The following is a 14,212-nucleotide window of genomic DNA, read 5'->3' on the forward strand; positions in this document are numbered from 1 at the left end:
CACATTACGCCCTTCTTGCCGCGATATGGCAAGTCCTCTACGCAATGCTGCCCATTTACGCCTAACCGCATGATCGCAGGCCGGTTCCAATTTCCGAACTTTGCTCAATTCTGCACGCGGGGCCTAGACTTGCCGTGTGGCGAGTGACGCATCGCGTAACATCGCCGATTCTTGCGTTGCTACCGCTCGCATCTGGCGGAGGCCGACATCGCTGATAGGGACCCTCGACGGCATGCAACATCCGAGTTTGGAAAATTCCGACGATGCCCAGGGCGAAGCGCGCCGCCGCCTCGCGATCTTCGGCGCGCTGGCACTTGTTCTTCTGCTTGCGTCCCTCGATCAAACGGTCGTCTCGACGGCGCTGCCGACGATCGTTCGAGAAATTGGCGGTCTGTCGCATCTCTCCTGGATCGTTACGGCGTATCTCCTGGCGACGACAGTCGTGGTGCCGCTTTACGGGAAGCTCGGCGATCTTTTCGGGCGGCGGATCATGCTGCAGACGGCCGTCATCATTTTTCTTGTGGGGTCCGCACTTTGCGGACTCGCGCAAAATCTGCCGGAGCTGATCGCATTTCGCATCGTGCAAGGGCTCGGCGGCGGTGGCTTGATCGTGACCGCGATAGCGGTCGTCGGCGACGTCGTGCCGCCACGCGAACGTGGCCGGTATCAGGGATTCTTCGGGGGCATCTTCGGGCTTTCGACAGTGCTCGGGCCTCTAATCGGCGGCTTTATCGTCGATAATCTGTCGTGGCGCTGGATCTTTCTCATCAACGTGCCGTTCGGCCTGGCCGCGTTGGCCGTGATCAACAGAACGTTCAGGCCGCACAGCCGGACGACGAGAGTCGAGATCGACTATGTCGGTGCCGCACTTCTCGCGATCACGTTGACGAGCGTCGTCATCATCACGAGCCTTGGGGCGACGCTGGCGCGCGAAGCTCCCGTCAGCATGTTTGCGATTTCGGCGCTGGGCCTCTTGGCGTTCGCGCTGTTCCTTTACGCGGAAGCGGTCGTACCCGATCCGCTGCTGCCGCTGACATTGTTCAAGGAGCGGGCGTTCGCGATCGCGACATCGGTCGGGTTCATCGTGGGCATGGCGCTGTTCGGATCGATCACGCTCATGCCGGTTTATCTGCAGGTCGTCCAAGGCCTGGACCCGACGAGCGCCGGATTGCACATGACACCGATGATGCTCGGCGTTTTTGTCAGCTCGGTCACGAGCGGCCAGATCATCAGCCGGATCGGCCGCTACAAGATGTTTCCTGTTCTGGGGAGCGGTCTGATGACTCTCGGCCTCGTCCTTCTATCGCGGATTACGCTCGAGACGTCGGCCGAAATGGCGTCTCTGTTCATGCTGTGTCTAGGGCTGGGACTCGGCATGGTGATGCAGATTCTGGTGATGTCCGTTCAGAATGCCGTCGCCTACGAGCAGCTCGGTGTCGCAACCTCCGGAACGACGCTCTTTCGATCGATCGGTGGCTCGGTTGGCGCGGCGATGTTTGGGGGCATATTTTCTTATACGCTGCAGAGGAAGCTCAGCGTATCTGCACCGCAGCTTGCGGAGATTGCGAACGACCCGGGGGCCATCGCGACGCTCACCGATCCGCTGCGATCGACCTATCTCGCGCTCTTCGTTGACTCGCTGCGGCCGGTGTTCGTGAGCGCCGCGGCGCTGGCATTCATGAGCTTCCTTTTGACATTCGGCATCAAGGAAGTCCCGCTCAGGACCAGCCTCGCTCCGGAGCCGGCGAACGATCCGCTGCAGATGCCGCGCGACGCAACCTCGCTCGAAGAGCTTGAGCGTATCGTCGAGCGCAACACGGCCCGCGAAAATCGTTGGCGCGTTTACCAGGGCTCCGCGAAACGGATCGGCGTCAATCTCGAACCGGACGAATACTGGCTTTTGGCCCGCATCGGCGAACGAGGTGGCCGCGAAAGCCGTAGTGAACTCGAAAAGCGGTTGGCGGTCGACGAAGCGCAGAGCGCGCGTCTGTTCACAGGACTCTTGGCTTCAGGAATGGCGGCCGAAGCCGGCGACGGTTTCGTCGAGCTTACGTCTGCGGGCCGCGCCGCCTACGACCGCTTGTTGCGCAGGCGCGAGGACGACCTGAGGCACATGCTGTCCGAATGGGATCGCAACGAGCACCCGGAAGTCCGCGCGTTGCTCCGCGAGATGGCGAGCTCATTCGCCCGCACACCTCCCGTGAAGCCTAGCCGGTAAGTAAGCAAGCTAAGCTTTGCGGATTTCGTTCAGGGCCGCAACGTCGGCGTCGCTCAGGTTGATAGCGACGGACGCCACGTTTTCCTCCAGGTGGCGAACCTTCGACGTACCCGGGATCGGCAGCATGTTGGGGCTTCGCCGCAGGAGCCAGGCGAGCGCGATCTGGCTCGGCGCGGCGCCGTGCTTCTTGGCGATGCTTTCAAGGCGTGAACCGGGTTTGGCGAGATCGCCAGAGGCAAGCGGGTACCAAGGTATGAACCCGATGTCGTTTTTCTCACAGAAATCGAGCACGTCTTCGCTATCGCGATCGGCGAGATTGTATCGGTTCTGGACGGTTACAACCCGGAAGTATTTCTGCGCCGCCTGGATGTCCTTGATGCTGACCTCGCTGAGGCCGACGTGACGGATCAGGCCTTCCGCCTGCAATGCTTTGATCGCGTCAAACTGCTCGTTCTGCGGAACATGCGGATCGATGCGATGGAGCTGCCAGAGATCGAGCCGCTCGACGCCGAGCCGACGAATGCTGAGAATGACTTGCTGACGCAGATATTCGGGTTTGCCGAGCGGGACCCAAGTCCCGGGACCGGGCCGAAGCAGGCCGGCTTTGGTGGCGATCACAAGCCCTTTGTATGGATAGAGAGCTTCGCGGATAAGCCTCTCGCTGACCTCGGGTCCGTAGGAGTCTGCGGTATCGATCAGGTTGATGCCGAGCTCGGGAAGCCTGCGCAGTGTCCGCAAACTCTCGGCGCGATCCTCGGGCTCGCCCCAGATGCCGGTCCCCGTGATGCGCATCGCTCCGAAGCCCAGCCTTACGACCGGCAAATCCCCGCCAATCGAAAAATGCCCGGCGCGTTCGATCGTTTCCGCGGTCAATGTCACGATGAGATGCCTTTCTGGTCGCTCTGAGTATTTGAAGTTTTGCATCGGGCGAGATGTAGTGTCTGCGAGCTTCTTTTTGCAGAGCAGCAGGTGCGATGCCTGACCGATTTATGAGCGTTCGCCGGATTTCGAGCCAAAATCAGCCGAATTTAACGGTCGCTTCACGTGGCACCCATAATCTCGATTGCATCAATGTCGAGTTTCCGGCACGTTTCAGTGATCTTCTGCCGTCGCGGCGGATACCACGCGAACCGGAACGTAAACTCGGCGTGAACGTTTAAGTCAGACTGGGGGAAGGGGCTGTTGCAGCCTTCCCTGCCTGTCCACGGTAGGGCGTAACAAATGTTTAGCGTGTCGGCGCTAGCGCGCGTCAGAAATTCTGCGATTGCAACTCTGATTTTTGCTGCTGCCTTCAGTCTTGCAAATGGCGCCGAGGCGCGTAATCGCGTTCGCGATGGCGGCGAGACTCAAGTGACGCAGCAAGACCTCGCCGGTAAGCCTGTGGTGGCGGTCGTTTCGATCAAGGATCAGCGTATCTCCGTCTATGATGCCAATGGCGAAGTGCTGCATGCCGGCGTATCGACGGGGCAGACAGGTTACGAAACGCCGGTCGGCGTTTACAGCGTGCTTCAGAAGCAGGAAGAGCACTATTCGAACATCTACGACGATGCGTCGATGCCGTTCATGCAGCGCATTACGTGGTCGGGCATCGCGCTCCACGCCGGCGTATTGCCGGGTTATCCGGCGTCGCATGGCTGCGTGCGGATGCCCTATGAATTCTCCCAGCAGTTGTTTCCTCTGACGCGGCTGGGTTTGCGCGTCGTCATTGCTCACGATGACGTCGCACCGACCGATATTTCGCATGCATTGCTTCCGAAGCCGTTACCGGCAGGCGAGGCTGCGGTCGCTGTTCCTGCGACCTTTGAGAGCGATGTTACCGACCAGGACGATCTCAATATCTTCGAGCCGGATGTTTCAAAGTGGCCGGCGCGTGCGGCTCAAATGCAGGCGCTCAAGGCCGCCGCATCAAAAAAAAGCCTCCAGGCGCAGACGGCGATCTCGCAAGCCGACGAGTTGAAGGCTGTCGTCGCCGACAAAAAAGCCATTCACGCAAAAGCCCTGAAGCAGCTCAAGCGCGCGGAGGCGGCGAAAAAGGCTTCCGATGAAAAGGTTGCGCGAGCCGATCGCACCCTTCTTGCCGCAAAAACGCCCGCCGCGATGAAACGGGCGCAGGATCGGAAAGACAAAGTTGCGGCTGCGGCGAAAATCGTCAACGACAAGTACGATGCGGCGAAAGCCAGCGTTGCTGCAGCGGAGAAGGAGCTGGCGGCCGCGACGGCGGAATGGGCGAAGGTCGAGGACGCCAGGAAGACGGCCGTGGCGGCAATGCAGATTGCAAAGTGGAGGATGTATCCGGTTTCGATGTTCATCAGCCGGAAGACGCAGCGCCTTTACGTTCGTCAAGCCAACGAGCCCGTATTCGACGCTCCAATTACGATTTCTCGGCCCGACGAACCCATCGGCACGCATGTGTTCACGGCCGTTGACTATAAAGATCAGGCCAAAGACCTGCGCTGGCAGGTCGTTTCGATCGCGCGACGTTCGGCTGAGGATACCGATTCCGGTTCGCACAAGAAGCGGCGCGTTGCCGATCTCGACTACAGCGCACCTCCGACCGATGTGGGACAGGCGTCCGCCGCCCTCGACCGCATCACAATTCCGCCGGAGGTGGCGTCGCGGATTTCCGGATACGTGTGGCCGGGATCTTCGCTCATTGTTTCCGACGAGCCGATGAGCAACGAAACAGGCAAGGCGACAGACTTCATCGTCGTAGTCAGCACCGAACCGCAAGGCGCGCTCAAGAAGAGGCCGCGTAAGACCGCGCCGTCCTATATGCGCGATGATCCTTACGATTATTACGACGGCTACGATCGTTACGATCGCTATGACCGTTACGATCGTTACGACCGGCGGTATCGCAATAAACCGACGTTCTTCAATTGGTGGTGACCAGTTGCAGTGGCCGCTTCCGGAGCGGCCACTAGGTTTTCTCCGAATCCGATTTCAAGGTCGCGATCGCTTCATGCACGGTCGTCATGAATTGGGCCGGGAAGAAGATCGTCGAATTCTTTTCCGTCGCGATCTCGGCCATTGTCTGCAAGGTGCGGAGCTGCAGGGCAACCGGGTGGGTTGCTATGATGTCGGCCGCTTCGCCTAAACGCATTGCTGCCTGGAATTCCCCCTCCGCAGCAACGATTTTGGCACGCCGTTCGCGTTCTGCTTCGGCTTCCTTTGCCATCGCGCGCTGCATGTTGTCGGGAAGAATGATGTCCTTGATCTCAACAGCAGTTACCTGAGCGCCCCACGGCTCGGTATGCTGGTCGATGACATTCTTGATCTGCTCGTTGACGTCGATCGTTTGAGCCAAGAGCTGGTCGAGTGAAAAACGGCCGACAACTTTGCGCACGGTCGTTTGGCTGATCTGGTTGATCGCTTCGTAGACGTTCTCGATCGCTATCACTGCCTTTTCGGGATCGCTGACATGGTAATAGGCGACGGCGGCAATATCGATCGAGACGTTATCCTTGGTGATGATCTTCTGGGAGGGGATCTCCATCGTTACGGTGCGGAGGGAGACGCGCTGCATCGTTTGGAACGGGGTGAAGATCAACGTCATTCCGGGGCCACGGACGCCCTCGAATTTCCCGAGCAGAAAGGCGACGCCGCGCTCGTACTGCCGCAATATGCGGATCGAGCTTGCGAGATAGATGAGGACGATCAGAGCAATGACTATTCCCATCGCTTTTCCACTCCCTGCTGTCGGACGCGAGCCTAGGTGATTTCACTTAGTCGGGGAAGCCGCGGTTTTATCGTGACCGGGCGAGCGTGGTGGCGATTGCTCCTTGTGCGCCGGAGATCAGGATCTGAACGCCGATGCAGAGCAGAAGGAAAGCCGACAGGCGCGTGAGGACGCGCGCACGCGCGGGACCGAGCAGCGATACGAGGCGATCCGCGGAGGCGTAGCAGATCGCGACGACGAGCGGCTCCCGATGCGCCGGCGTAGAACGGCAGCAAGGACTCCGTCGTAGACGGGCGACTGGCGCTGAGCGCAATCGCGACGGAAATCGTGCCCGGCCCTGTCGTGAAGGGCATCGTCAGAGGAAAGAAAGCAACGTCGCTTTCTCCCGCGGCCGAAGCGGCGTGGTCGTGCTTGCGATCCTCGTTCTCCTTGGGGTCGTAGAGCATGCCCCACGCACTCGCGGCGACGACGAGGCCTCCCGCAACGCGAAGCGCTTCGATGCTGACGCCGAAGAAGCTCATCAAGGACGCGCCGATCCAGAGCGACACCAGCATAACGATGGCGGAGTAAACCGCGACGCGATAGGCGAGCGTTATTCTTTCGGCATGGGGCCGGCCAATGGTCACCTGGCTGTAGATCAGCGCGCCGCCGATCGGGTTGACGATCGAGAACAGCGCCGGCAAGGCAACCAGGAAGCTACCGACCATGCCGCTGATAATGTCCATGGGTCCAATTCGATTTTCGGTGTGATGAGGTGCCCGTAGCTGATTCTATTAGTGCCCTTGCATTCGCTAAGGAAGCCGCCTTCGTTCATCCGATAGCCGTTGCCTACCAGGTGTTTGCTCGCTCGGCGCCGCCAAAGACTTCATCGAGACGTCGTTTCGTGGCTGCCGTTATGGTCCTGGGGAGGCGGTCGAGGGCGAAAAATCGTTGTTCTGAGATTTCGGCATTGGCTGCGGGGATGTGATCCTGTCGCCAATGCTCGACGATAAAGAGCACGACGTGATCGCCGGGAAAAACCTCGAAGTTCGTGTAGATTCCGAAAAGCCGAGCCGGTTGCACGAGGATTACGCCTGCTTCTTCGTTCAATTCGCGGCATAAGGCGCGGTCTATCGTTTCGCGTCGCTCGACTCCGCCGCCGGGAAAATGCCAGCCGGGGCGATAGCCGTGACGGACCAACAGAACCTCGGAGGCTGCGTTAGCGATAACGCCTTGCACGCCGAGCGTCACAAGATCGGAACGTCGCGAGAGATGAGATGCAAGCTGCAGCGGCACGGTCAAAGCCTCCAGCCGTAGAGCCAATCAAAGCCGGCCATGACGCGCGCAGGTGGCGCGAGGCGCATCGTCATGTTGCGGGCGAGACCGGCAGCACCGGCCATATGATAGATGCGTCCGTTTTGTTGCGACGCTTCGGCGACGCGGCGTGCGCGCGGGCGGCGTGCCAGCTCGTAACTTCGCAGCGACGATTCTATGTTGTTTCGCCCATCGTCGAGGGAGGCGGCCAACATCATCGCGTCTTCGAGCGCGAGCACCGCGCCTTGCGCAAGGAACGGCAGTACGGGATGCGCCGCATCTCCGAGCAGGACGGCGCGGCCGTTCGACCAGCGGTCGAGCGGCGACATTGTGTAAAGCGACCAGCAACGCCAATCGTCGGCTTTTGCGACGAGTGCTTGCAAGGGGTGCGCAAAATTGCAGACCTTCTCGCGCACGGTTTCGGCAGACGCGGACGTATCCCATCCCGGATCGCGCAACGGATCGTCGGCGACGACGATGAGCGCGATGTCGCGTCCGGCGTTGACAGGATAATGGACGACGTGGGCGCCGGGCGCGAGCCAGATGTGGACGGCGTTGGGTGTCAGTTCAGCGACAAGATCGTCGGCTGGAATGACGCAGCGAAATGCCGCTTTCCCAACGGGTTGCGGACCGGCTCCAGACGCGACCTCGTTGCGAAGGTTCGACCAAAGTCCATCGGCGCAGACGAGTGCTGACGCGTTTAGAATCTCGCCGTCGCTGCTGGTTGCTCTGACGCTTTCGTTCTGAGTGGCGAACGAAACGATCTCGACGCCGGTTCGCAGCTCGATTAGCGGAGTCGCTTCGGCGCGCTCGCGCAGCGCCCAATGCAGATCTTTCCGATGCGCCGTCCAATAGGGGGTGCCGTGCCGCTCCGCGATCCACGTACCCAGCGGCAGGCGTGTCAGCTCGTGCCCTGTTTTACCCTCACGGACGCTTAGGGCATCCGGCGTGGCGGCACGGCTCTCAAGAAGCTCCGCGACGCCGAGGCGCTGCAGAATGCGCGTGCCGTTCGGCCCGATCTGTATCCCTGCGCCTTCTTCGGGAAACGCGGCACGGCGTTCGTAGACTTCCGACGCGATACCATGCTCGGAAAGCGCGAGTGCCGTCGCGATGCCGCCGATGCCGCCGCCTGCAATTGCGACACGAGAGGGTTTCGTGCTCATCATCCGCCGCGCCTGATCTGAGGGGCGCTCCGGTACATCGGTCGATCAGGCGGCGTCGGAGACGAGGCTGTTCTTCGGATCGCTCTCGCCGGCCTTGAGGCGCGGATCGTAGATGTAGAGCGTCGAGCAATACGGGCAGAGGATCTGATTATCCTGCCCCATGTCGAGATAGATGTGCGGATGGTCGAACGGCGGGCGCGCGCCCATGCAGTTGAATTCCTTGACGCCGATGAAAATGCGTTCAGCACCGACGTCGTTTGCGAAATGAGGGATCAGTGCTCCGGCCATGCGACGCCCTTTTGCGAATTGGAGATTTGCGGCCGCACCATACCTTCTCGGCCGCAATGATGGTAGGGGAGATACCCCATACTTGCAGCCAGTGGGTAGCGACGGCATGAAGCAGTTCGACAGTGCGGGCGTTGATATCGCCTATCTCGATACCGGCGCCGGCAGGGTAAAGCCGCCGGTTTTGCTGATCCACGGCTTTGCTTCAAACGTCGAGACGAACTGGGTCAATACCGGATGGGTCTATTTTCTCAGCAAAGCCGGATATCGCGTAATCGCCTTAGACAACCGGGGCCACGGGCAAAGCCAGAAACTCCATGAATTGACGGATTACGGCGCGCCGCTGATGGCCGAAGATGCCCGGCGGCTGCTCGACCACCTCAGCATCGCGCGTGCGCATGTTATCGGTTATTCGATGGGTGCGCGCATTGCCGCATTTCTGGCGCTGGCGCATCCGGAGCGAGTCGACCATGTCGTTTTCGGCGGACTTGGCATCAACATGGTGCGGGGCTTGGCTGGGACGGGGCCGATTGCGCGGGCACTCGAGGCGGAGAGCATCGAGGATGTCAGCAATCCCACAGCACGGACCTTCCGCGCATTCGCAGAGCAGACGAAAAGCGATCTCAAGGCACTTGCGGCGTGTATTCGTTCAGCGCGCGCGCCGATCACGGCAGAGATGGTCGCGTCGATTTCGGCGCCCGTTCTCGTTGCGGTCGGTGAGACCGACGTGATCGGCGGGTCGGCGGACGAGCTTGCTAAGATAATTCCGGGCGCGCGGGCTATTACGATGGCCGGTCGCGATCACAATCGGGCCGTCGGAGACCGGACGTTCAAGGCCGAGGTTCTGGCTTTTCTTGAAGGCCGCTGACTACGGCAGCGGGCAATTATTGCTCCGACGGCCGTTGGCTGGCTCCACAATTGAGACGGATGTGGCAACGCCAGACATCCAGGTATGTCAAGCACATGCCCGCGAGGCGCGGGCTGCCTCGCGGGTATTCTCAATTATACGCTCCTTCGCACGTCTTTGGATCGGTACGCGGTACATCTCCGATCCCAGACGTGGAGTTGGCGCATTCCGGGCTGGTACGCGGGACGTGTCCGAGCCGGCCAGCGCCTCCAGGAGCACAAGCCCAATAGCGGCGCTCGATGACGCCGGGATTTCAGGCAGATGTCAGGAGAGAATAAACTGTGGATAACTTGATTAATCCATCTTCTCAATCTTGACGATAGCACGGTTCGCCTCTTGTCGATTCGAGTGCTTGCCTCGGCTTTGACAAGGCGACGGCCAAAATCAGCCTGAAAAATATGGGATTTTAGAGTGCTGGCGGGCACTTTTTTACTCCCGGTTAACGTTACCTCCGTTTACTCAGCCCGTCATGGTCTCGCGTCGTATCCGCGTATTCGCTCCGCTGACCGTCCTGCTGCTGTCCGGCCCTGCATTCTTGTCGGGTTGCGGCACCGCCGGGACGAATTTCGTCGTCAAGGACGATCCCTGGCGCTCTCCGGAAGAGCGCGCTTGCCTTGCATCCGGCGTCGTCCGCCAAACTGCATTCGTTCATGAGCGTTCGGCGCTCGGCGGTCCGAGTGTGTGCGGCGCCGAAATTCCCTTTGAGATGTCCGCCGCCGATAACGGGCGTATCGCGCTGGAGCCGCCAGCGTCGCTCCGCTGCCCGATGATTCCGCAGATCGACAGCTGGGTGAAGAACGTCGTCGAACCGGCCGCGCGGTACTATTTCCGGCAAGACCTCGCCGGTGTAAAAATTCTCGCCTCCTACTCTTGCCGCCCGATGAACAGCGTCGAAGGTGCGCAGATTTCAGAACACGCCTACGCCAACGCCGTCGATATCGGCGGCTTCAGGCTGGCGAACGGCGATACGATCAGTGTGCTGCATGGCTGGAACGGTTCGGACCGCGAACAGGCCTTTCTGCAGCGCGTTCACGAGGGATCGTGCGATTACTTCACGACCGTGCTCAGTCCCAAATACAACAGGCTGCACGCCGACCATTTCCATCTCGATCTTGCCCATCACGGGCGCGACGGTTTGATGCGTATCTGCAAGTAGCGCCCGCGGCGGCGTGCGGGCGTGGGTGCAGAAACGCTGCAAATCCGCTAGAAGCGGCTCATGACCTGGGATCACGATCCGCCGCCGGGAGCGCGACGCGGCTACCATCACGGAAACCTGCGCGAAGCCCTGATGAAGGCGGCGCTGGACCTGATTGCCGCAAAGGGCCCGGCGGGATTTACGTTCGCGGAAGCTGCGCGGGCGGCGGGTGTCAGCCCCGCGGCGCCCTATCGGCATTATCGCGACCGCGATTCGCTAATGGCGGATGTGGCGCGGCGGGCGTTCGAGCTTTTCGAGGCGAAGCTCAAGCAAGCCTGGGCCAACGGCACGCCCGATCCGTTTACGGCATTCGAGCGAGTCGGACGCGCCTATCTCGGCTTCGCGCGTGCGGAGCCGGCGCAATATTCCGCGATGTTTGAATCGGGGCTTTCGTTCCAGGCGTTTCCGGATCTGCACGTTGCGGGCGACCGGGCCTTCAACGTGTTGCGCGATGCGTGTGCGGCGCTGATCGCGTCGATGCCCGAGGGCAAGCGGCCGCCGGTGGTGATGATGGCGTTGCACATCTGGGCGGAAGCGCATGGCATCGCGTCGCTGTTCGCGCGTGGCGATGAGGCCCGTCGCCCCATTCCGATGAGCCCCGAAGACCTGCTCGATGCTGCGGTGCTGATCTATCTTGATGGGCTCGGAGTGCGGCCCAAGGCGGGTTGAGCTGAGCCTCCTTTTTGGGATTTCTGTAAATTCGTCTGCCGGTCACTTGAACTCGGCCCTTGCCGTCCCACCTATGTGAATGTAAAATACATTTACATCCCTAACCGAGGAGAGGGTGGCGAATGGCGCAAGTGGTTCAGACTCTGGACGATTTCGGCAGGCCGGCGTGGCTCGTCGCAATGGTTCTGGGCTTCGTTCTTTTCTGGCCGATTGGGCTCACCATCTTGGCCTATATGCTTTGGAGTGGACGCATGAATTGCGGATGGCACGGTGGACGCGGACGGTGGGACAACCGGTTCGCGGAACGGTTTGGACGGGCAAAGGATCGCGTCGAGAACGAGATGCGGAATTTCGCACGCGGTGCGTATTCGAGCGGTAATAAAGCGTTCGACGACTATCGCGAGGCGACACTCAAACGCCTTGAGGAAGAAGAGCGTGAATTCCGCTCGTTTCTCGAGCGTCTCAGACAAGCCAAGGACAAGTCCGAGTTCGACCAGTTCATGGCCGACCGTCGCGACCGGCCAGCTGCGAGTGAAGGTGCTGTCTGATCGTAAAGGACCATGAGCGAGGCGACCGCTGCGGTCGCCTCATTCATTTCGGGCATGATTTATCGGCCTATCGGAGGCGACAGATGCATCTGCGTCTTTTCCCGTTGCTGCTGCTACTGGTACCGCTTTTCGTGGCGGCCATGATGGTGTTCGTTGTCGGCGCCGTTCTGTTTAGGATTTTGTTCTTTGTTGCGATCGCGGCGTTGGCGGGCGCGTTCTTGTTGTGCGGCGGTTTCTTCCGCGGAGTTTTCCGGGCGTGCGGCTCCGGTCCGCGACAACATTGTTGGCAATATCCGAACCGCCAGTTCGGTGAACCGCCACCGCGCGATCTCGGCAACTCTGCTTTCGATGACTATCGGCGCGTGACGTTGAACAGGCTCGAAGACGAAGCGCGGGAATTCCGCGCGTTTCTTGCCAAGCTGAGGCAGGCCGCCGATGCCGCCGATTTTCAGGCCTTCCTAAACTCGCGGCGCGCGGGGGGTTCGTAGGTTTTTTGGCCAAATGCGCGCGTGCACGGGGTGTTCGGCGTCTCTGACGCCAGAGCATACCTGATATTTCCAGCTTTCCGCCTTTGTTGCTGTAATTTTAGGGGAAGTCTGGCCCGACCTCCCCTATGCTCCCGGCTCGCGACGCAGGCGGCCGTGAGGCCGTCATGAGGGCTTGAGACGGGTGGGCCGGACTGATGGCTTGGCAATTTCTCAAAAATGCGGTGGCCGCGACTTATGGCGGCGGTCTCAGACCGGCTCTCGATGCCTTCAAGGAGTCGCTCGGGTTCGAAGGCGCGCGCTCGCCGGCGCAATCGCGTGTCGCCTTCACGATCGCCGTCGTTGCGCTTGCCGCGAAGATGAGCAAGGCCGACGGCGTCTCATTGCCGGTTGAAGCGCAAGCCTTCGAACGCCAATTCTCCGTGCCTGATTCTGAGCGCATGCACGTTCGCCGTCTTTATCAACTCGCGAGCCAGGACGTCGCCGGCTACGAAGCTTATGCGGCGCAGGTCGCGCGTCTGCTCGAAGATCAGCCGGATCTCAAGGTTTCGGTGCTCGAGTGTCTGTTCCATGTCGCAAGCGCCGACGGCGTGCTGCACCCAGATGAGGATCGCTATCTCGCGCACGTTTCGGAAATTCTCGGGCTCTCACAGCGGGAGTTTCGCTGCCTTCGCCGTGGGTTTGTCGTCGATGCCGACAGCCCATATGAAGTTCTTAGCGTTTCGCCTGGAGCTTCGGACAAGGACATCAAAGCGCGCTATCGCGACCTCGTGAAAAGCCATCACCCCGACGCGCTGGTCGCGAAGGGCGTGCCGCGGGAATTTCTTGCCGGCGCCGAGCGGAGGCTCGCCGCGATCACGGCCGCTTACGAAGAAATTCTTGCGGAGCGCGGTTTGCGTATCGAACGGGCATTGGAACCAAGTCCGTGACGTTCGCAGCCGATAGCCATCTGGTCTGCTCCGTGCACGCGGCGGAAAACCGGGAACCGCGGCGCGGGGGCGTCCGGCCTTCGCTGCTCATTCTGCATTACACAGGTATGTCGTCGGCGGCGAAGGCGATCGACTGGCTGGCGCGCGCCGATAGTAGCGTTTCATGCCATTACGTCGTCGATGAAGACGGACGGATTACCCAGCTCGTTCCGGAGGGCATGCGGGCGTGGCACGCAGGCGCGTCCTACTGGCGCGGCGAGACCGACATCAATTCGCATTCGATCGGTATCGAAATTCAGAATCCCGGCCATCAGCACGGCTATCCGGATTTTCCTGCCGCGCAGATGCATGCGGTGATTGCGCTCGGCAAAGACATTACGCGGCGCCACGGGATGGCAGCAGACGCGGTTCTTGCCCATTCAGATATCGCGCCGGCGCGCAAGATCGATCCGGGTGAGAAATTCAACTGGATGCTGCTCGCGAGAGAGGGACTGGGGTTGTGGGTGCGGCCGTCACTGGTGCGCGCCGACGATCCTGGGCTCGGCCTTGGCGAAAGCGGCAGCCGGGTTGCGGGGGTTCAAGAGCAGCTTGCGCTTTACGGCTATCGCGTCGAGCCGACCGGCGTTCTTGACGAAACCACAAACCATGTTCTTAAGGCTTTTCAGGCGCATTTCCGGCCGCGCCGTGTCGATGGCAGGCTTGATCGGTCGACGGAATTGACCCTCGGGCGGTTGGTCGAGGCGTCGCGCCGCCGTGTTGCAGCTTGACGCGGCGAATACCATGACGTTGATGCTGCGCCTGATTTCGGCCGGTTGAATCGCGCCGACAATTAATACAAATC

General features: G+C 60.6%; 15 protein-coding genes and 1 pseudogene. 10 read left to right on the top strand and 6 right to left on the bottom strand.

Annotated features, from left to right (window positions below):
* The first annotated feature begins 232 nt into the window (after positions 1 to 232).
* Positions 233 to 2,218, top strand: coding sequence for an MDR family MFS transporter (locus HYPDE_RS00250; RefSeq protein ID WP_144061124.1), 1,986 nt, complete (start codon positions 233 to 235; stop codon positions 2,216 to 2,218).
* Positions 2,219 to 2,227: 9 nt separating this feature from the next.
* Here HYPDE_RS00250 and HYPDE_RS00255 read toward each other — a convergent pair whose 3' ends face one another.
* Positions 2,228 to 3,097, bottom strand: coding sequence for an aldo/keto reductase (locus HYPDE_RS00255; protein WP_015596289.1), 870 nt, complete (start codon positions 3,095 to 3,097; stop codon positions 2,228 to 2,230).
* A 95-nt stretch (positions 3,098 to 3,192) separates the two neighbouring features.
* Between HYPDE_RS00255 and HYPDE_RS18950 the strand changes: the two genes are divergently transcribed.
* Entirely contained in the window at positions 3,193 to 3,378 is a 186-nt protein-coding gene (locus HYPDE_RS18950) for a hypothetical protein (RefSeq protein WP_144061125.1), read from the top strand.
* A 61-nt stretch (positions 3,379 to 3,439) separates the two neighbouring features.
* A complete protein-coding gene (locus HYPDE_RS00260) occupies positions 3,440 to 5,107 on the top strand; it encodes a L,D-transpeptidase family protein (RefSeq protein ID WP_041319663.1) in 1,668 nt (555 codons plus the stop codon).
* A gap of 31 nt (positions 5,108 to 5,138) precedes the next feature.
* Here HYPDE_RS00260 and HYPDE_RS00265 read toward each other — a convergent pair whose 3' ends face one another.
* The 5 genes and pseudogenes from HYPDE_RS00265 to HYPDE_RS00285 form a co-directional block, all read right to left on the bottom strand.
* Complete coding sequence (locus tag HYPDE_RS00265) at positions 5,139 to 5,897, bottom strand: slipin family protein (protein WP_015596291.1); 759 nt, start codon at positions 5,895 to 5,897, stop codon at positions 5,139 to 5,141.
* Positions 5,898 to 5,964: 67 nt separating this feature from the next.
* Positions 5,965 to 6,622 (bottom strand): annotated as a pseudogene (locus HYPDE_RS00270) (MarC family protein).
* Positions 6,623 to 6,725: 103 nt separating this feature from the next.
* The gene (locus tag HYPDE_RS00275) at positions 6,726 to 7,172 is read right to left on the bottom strand and encodes an NUDIX domain-containing protein (RefSeq protein WP_041319665.1); all 447 of its coding nucleotides are present in this window, start codon (positions 7,170 to 7,172) and stop codon (positions 6,726 to 6,728) included.
* Between the two features lie 2 nt (positions 7,173 to 7,174).
* A complete protein-coding gene (locus tag HYPDE_RS00280; protein WP_244437739.1) occupies positions 7,175 to 8,356 on the bottom strand; it encodes an FAD-dependent monooxygenase in 1,182 nt (393 codons plus the stop codon).
* Between the two features lie 42 nt (positions 8,357 to 8,398).
* Entirely contained in the window at positions 8,399 to 8,641 is a 243-nt protein-coding gene (locus HYPDE_RS00285) for a zinc-finger domain-containing protein (protein WP_015596295.1), read from the bottom strand.
* Between the two features lie 106 nt (positions 8,642 to 8,747).
* Here HYPDE_RS00285 and HYPDE_RS00290 point away from each other — a divergent pair, with 106 nt between their 5' ends.
* From HYPDE_RS00290 to HYPDE_RS00320, 7 genes are all read left to right on the top strand, one after another.
* Entirely contained in the window at positions 8,748 to 9,506 is a 759-nt protein-coding gene (locus HYPDE_RS00290; protein WP_041319667.1) for an alpha/beta fold hydrolase, read from the top strand.
* A 508-nt stretch (positions 9,507 to 10,014) separates the two neighbouring features.
* Positions 10,015 to 10,701, top strand: a complete 687-nt coding sequence (locus HYPDE_RS00295; RefSeq protein ID WP_015596297.1) for an extensin-like domain-containing protein — start codon at positions 10,015 to 10,017, stop codon at positions 10,699 to 10,701.
* Between the two features lie 60 nt (positions 10,702 to 10,761).
* Positions 10,762 to 11,409, top strand: coding sequence for a TetR/AcrR family transcriptional regulator (locus HYPDE_RS00300; RefSeq protein ID WP_015596298.1), 648 nt, complete (start codon positions 10,762 to 10,764; stop codon positions 11,407 to 11,409).
* Between the two features lie 122 nt (positions 11,410 to 11,531).
* The gene (locus HYPDE_RS00305) at positions 11,532 to 11,957 is read left to right on the top strand and encodes a DUF2852 domain-containing protein (protein WP_015596299.1); all 426 of its coding nucleotides are present in this window, start codon (positions 11,532 to 11,534) and stop codon (positions 11,955 to 11,957) included.
* Between the two features lie 83 nt (positions 11,958 to 12,040).
* Positions 12,041 to 12,445 carry a DUF2852 domain-containing protein gene (locus HYPDE_RS00310; protein WP_015596300.1) on the top strand — a complete coding sequence of 135 codons (405 nt, stop codon included), beginning with the start codon at positions 12,041 to 12,043 and terminating at the stop codon, positions 12,443 to 12,445.
* A 194-nt stretch (positions 12,446 to 12,639) separates the two neighbouring features.
* The gene (locus tag HYPDE_RS00315) at positions 12,640 to 13,371 is read left to right on the top strand and encodes a J domain-containing protein (RefSeq protein WP_015596301.1); all 732 of its coding nucleotides are present in this window, start codon (positions 12,640 to 12,642) and stop codon (positions 13,369 to 13,371) included.
* A complete protein-coding gene (locus tag HYPDE_RS00320) occupies positions 13,368 to 14,138 on the top strand; it encodes an N-acetylmuramoyl-L-alanine amidase (RefSeq protein ID WP_015596302.1) in 771 nt (256 codons plus the stop codon). Before HYPDE_RS00315 ends, HYPDE_RS00320 begins: the two co-directional genes overlap by 4 nt.
* The last annotated feature ends 74 nt before the right edge of the window (positions 14,139 to 14,212 follow it).

The organism is Hyphomicrobium denitrificans 1NES1 (assembly GCF_000230975.2).
GTDB classification, from domain to species: domain Bacteria; phylum Pseudomonadota; class Alphaproteobacteria; order Rhizobiales; family Hyphomicrobiaceae; genus Hyphomicrobium_B; species Hyphomicrobium_B denitrificans_A.

Bases quoted from the DNA above. Each gene is read 5' to 3' on its own strand.
- HYPDE_RS00285 (WP_015596295.1), bottom strand. From the start codon at position 8,641: ATGGCCGGAGCACTGATCCCTCATTTCGCAAACGACGTCGGTGCTGAA.
- HYPDE_RS00290 (WP_041319667.1), top strand. From the start codon at position 8,748: ATGAAGCAGTTCGACAGTGCGGGCGTTGATATCGCCTATCTCGATACC.
- HYPDE_RS00280 (WP_244437739.1), bottom strand. From the start codon at position 8,356: ATGATGAGCACGAAACCCTCTCGTGTCGCAATTGCAGGCGGCGGCATC.
- HYPDE_RS00305 (WP_015596299.1), top strand. From the start codon at position 11,532: ATGGCGCAAGTGGTTCAGACTCTGGACGATTTCGGCAGGCCGGCGTGG.
- HYPDE_RS00260 (WP_041319663.1), top strand. From the start codon at position 3,440: ATGTTTAGCGTGTCGGCGCTAGCGCGCGTCAGAAATTCTGCGATTGCA.
- HYPDE_RS18950 (WP_144061125.1), top strand. From the start codon at position 3,193: ATGCCTGACCGATTTATGAGCGTTCGCCGGATTTCGAGCCAAAATCAG.
- HYPDE_RS00315 (WP_015596301.1), top strand. From the start codon at position 12,640: ATGGCTTGGCAATTTCTCAAAAATGCGGTGGCCGCGACTTATGGCGGC.
- HYPDE_RS00310 (WP_015596300.1), top strand. From the start codon at position 12,041: ATGCATCTGCGTCTTTTCCCGTTGCTGCTGCTACTGGTACCGCTTTTC.
- HYPDE_RS00300 (WP_015596298.1), top strand. From the start codon at position 10,762: ATGACCTGGGATCACGATCCGCCGCCGGGAGCGCGACGCGGCTACCAT.
- HYPDE_RS00265 (WP_015596291.1), bottom strand. From the start codon at position 5,897: ATGGGAATAGTCATTGCTCTGATCGTCCTCATCTATCTCGCAAGCTCG.
- HYPDE_RS00295 (WP_015596297.1), top strand. From the start codon at position 10,015: ATGGTCTCGCGTCGTATCCGCGTATTCGCTCCGCTGACCGTCCTGCTG.
- HYPDE_RS00250 (WP_144061124.1), top strand. From the start codon at position 233: ATGCAACATCCGAGTTTGGAAAATTCCGACGATGCCCAGGGCGAAGCG.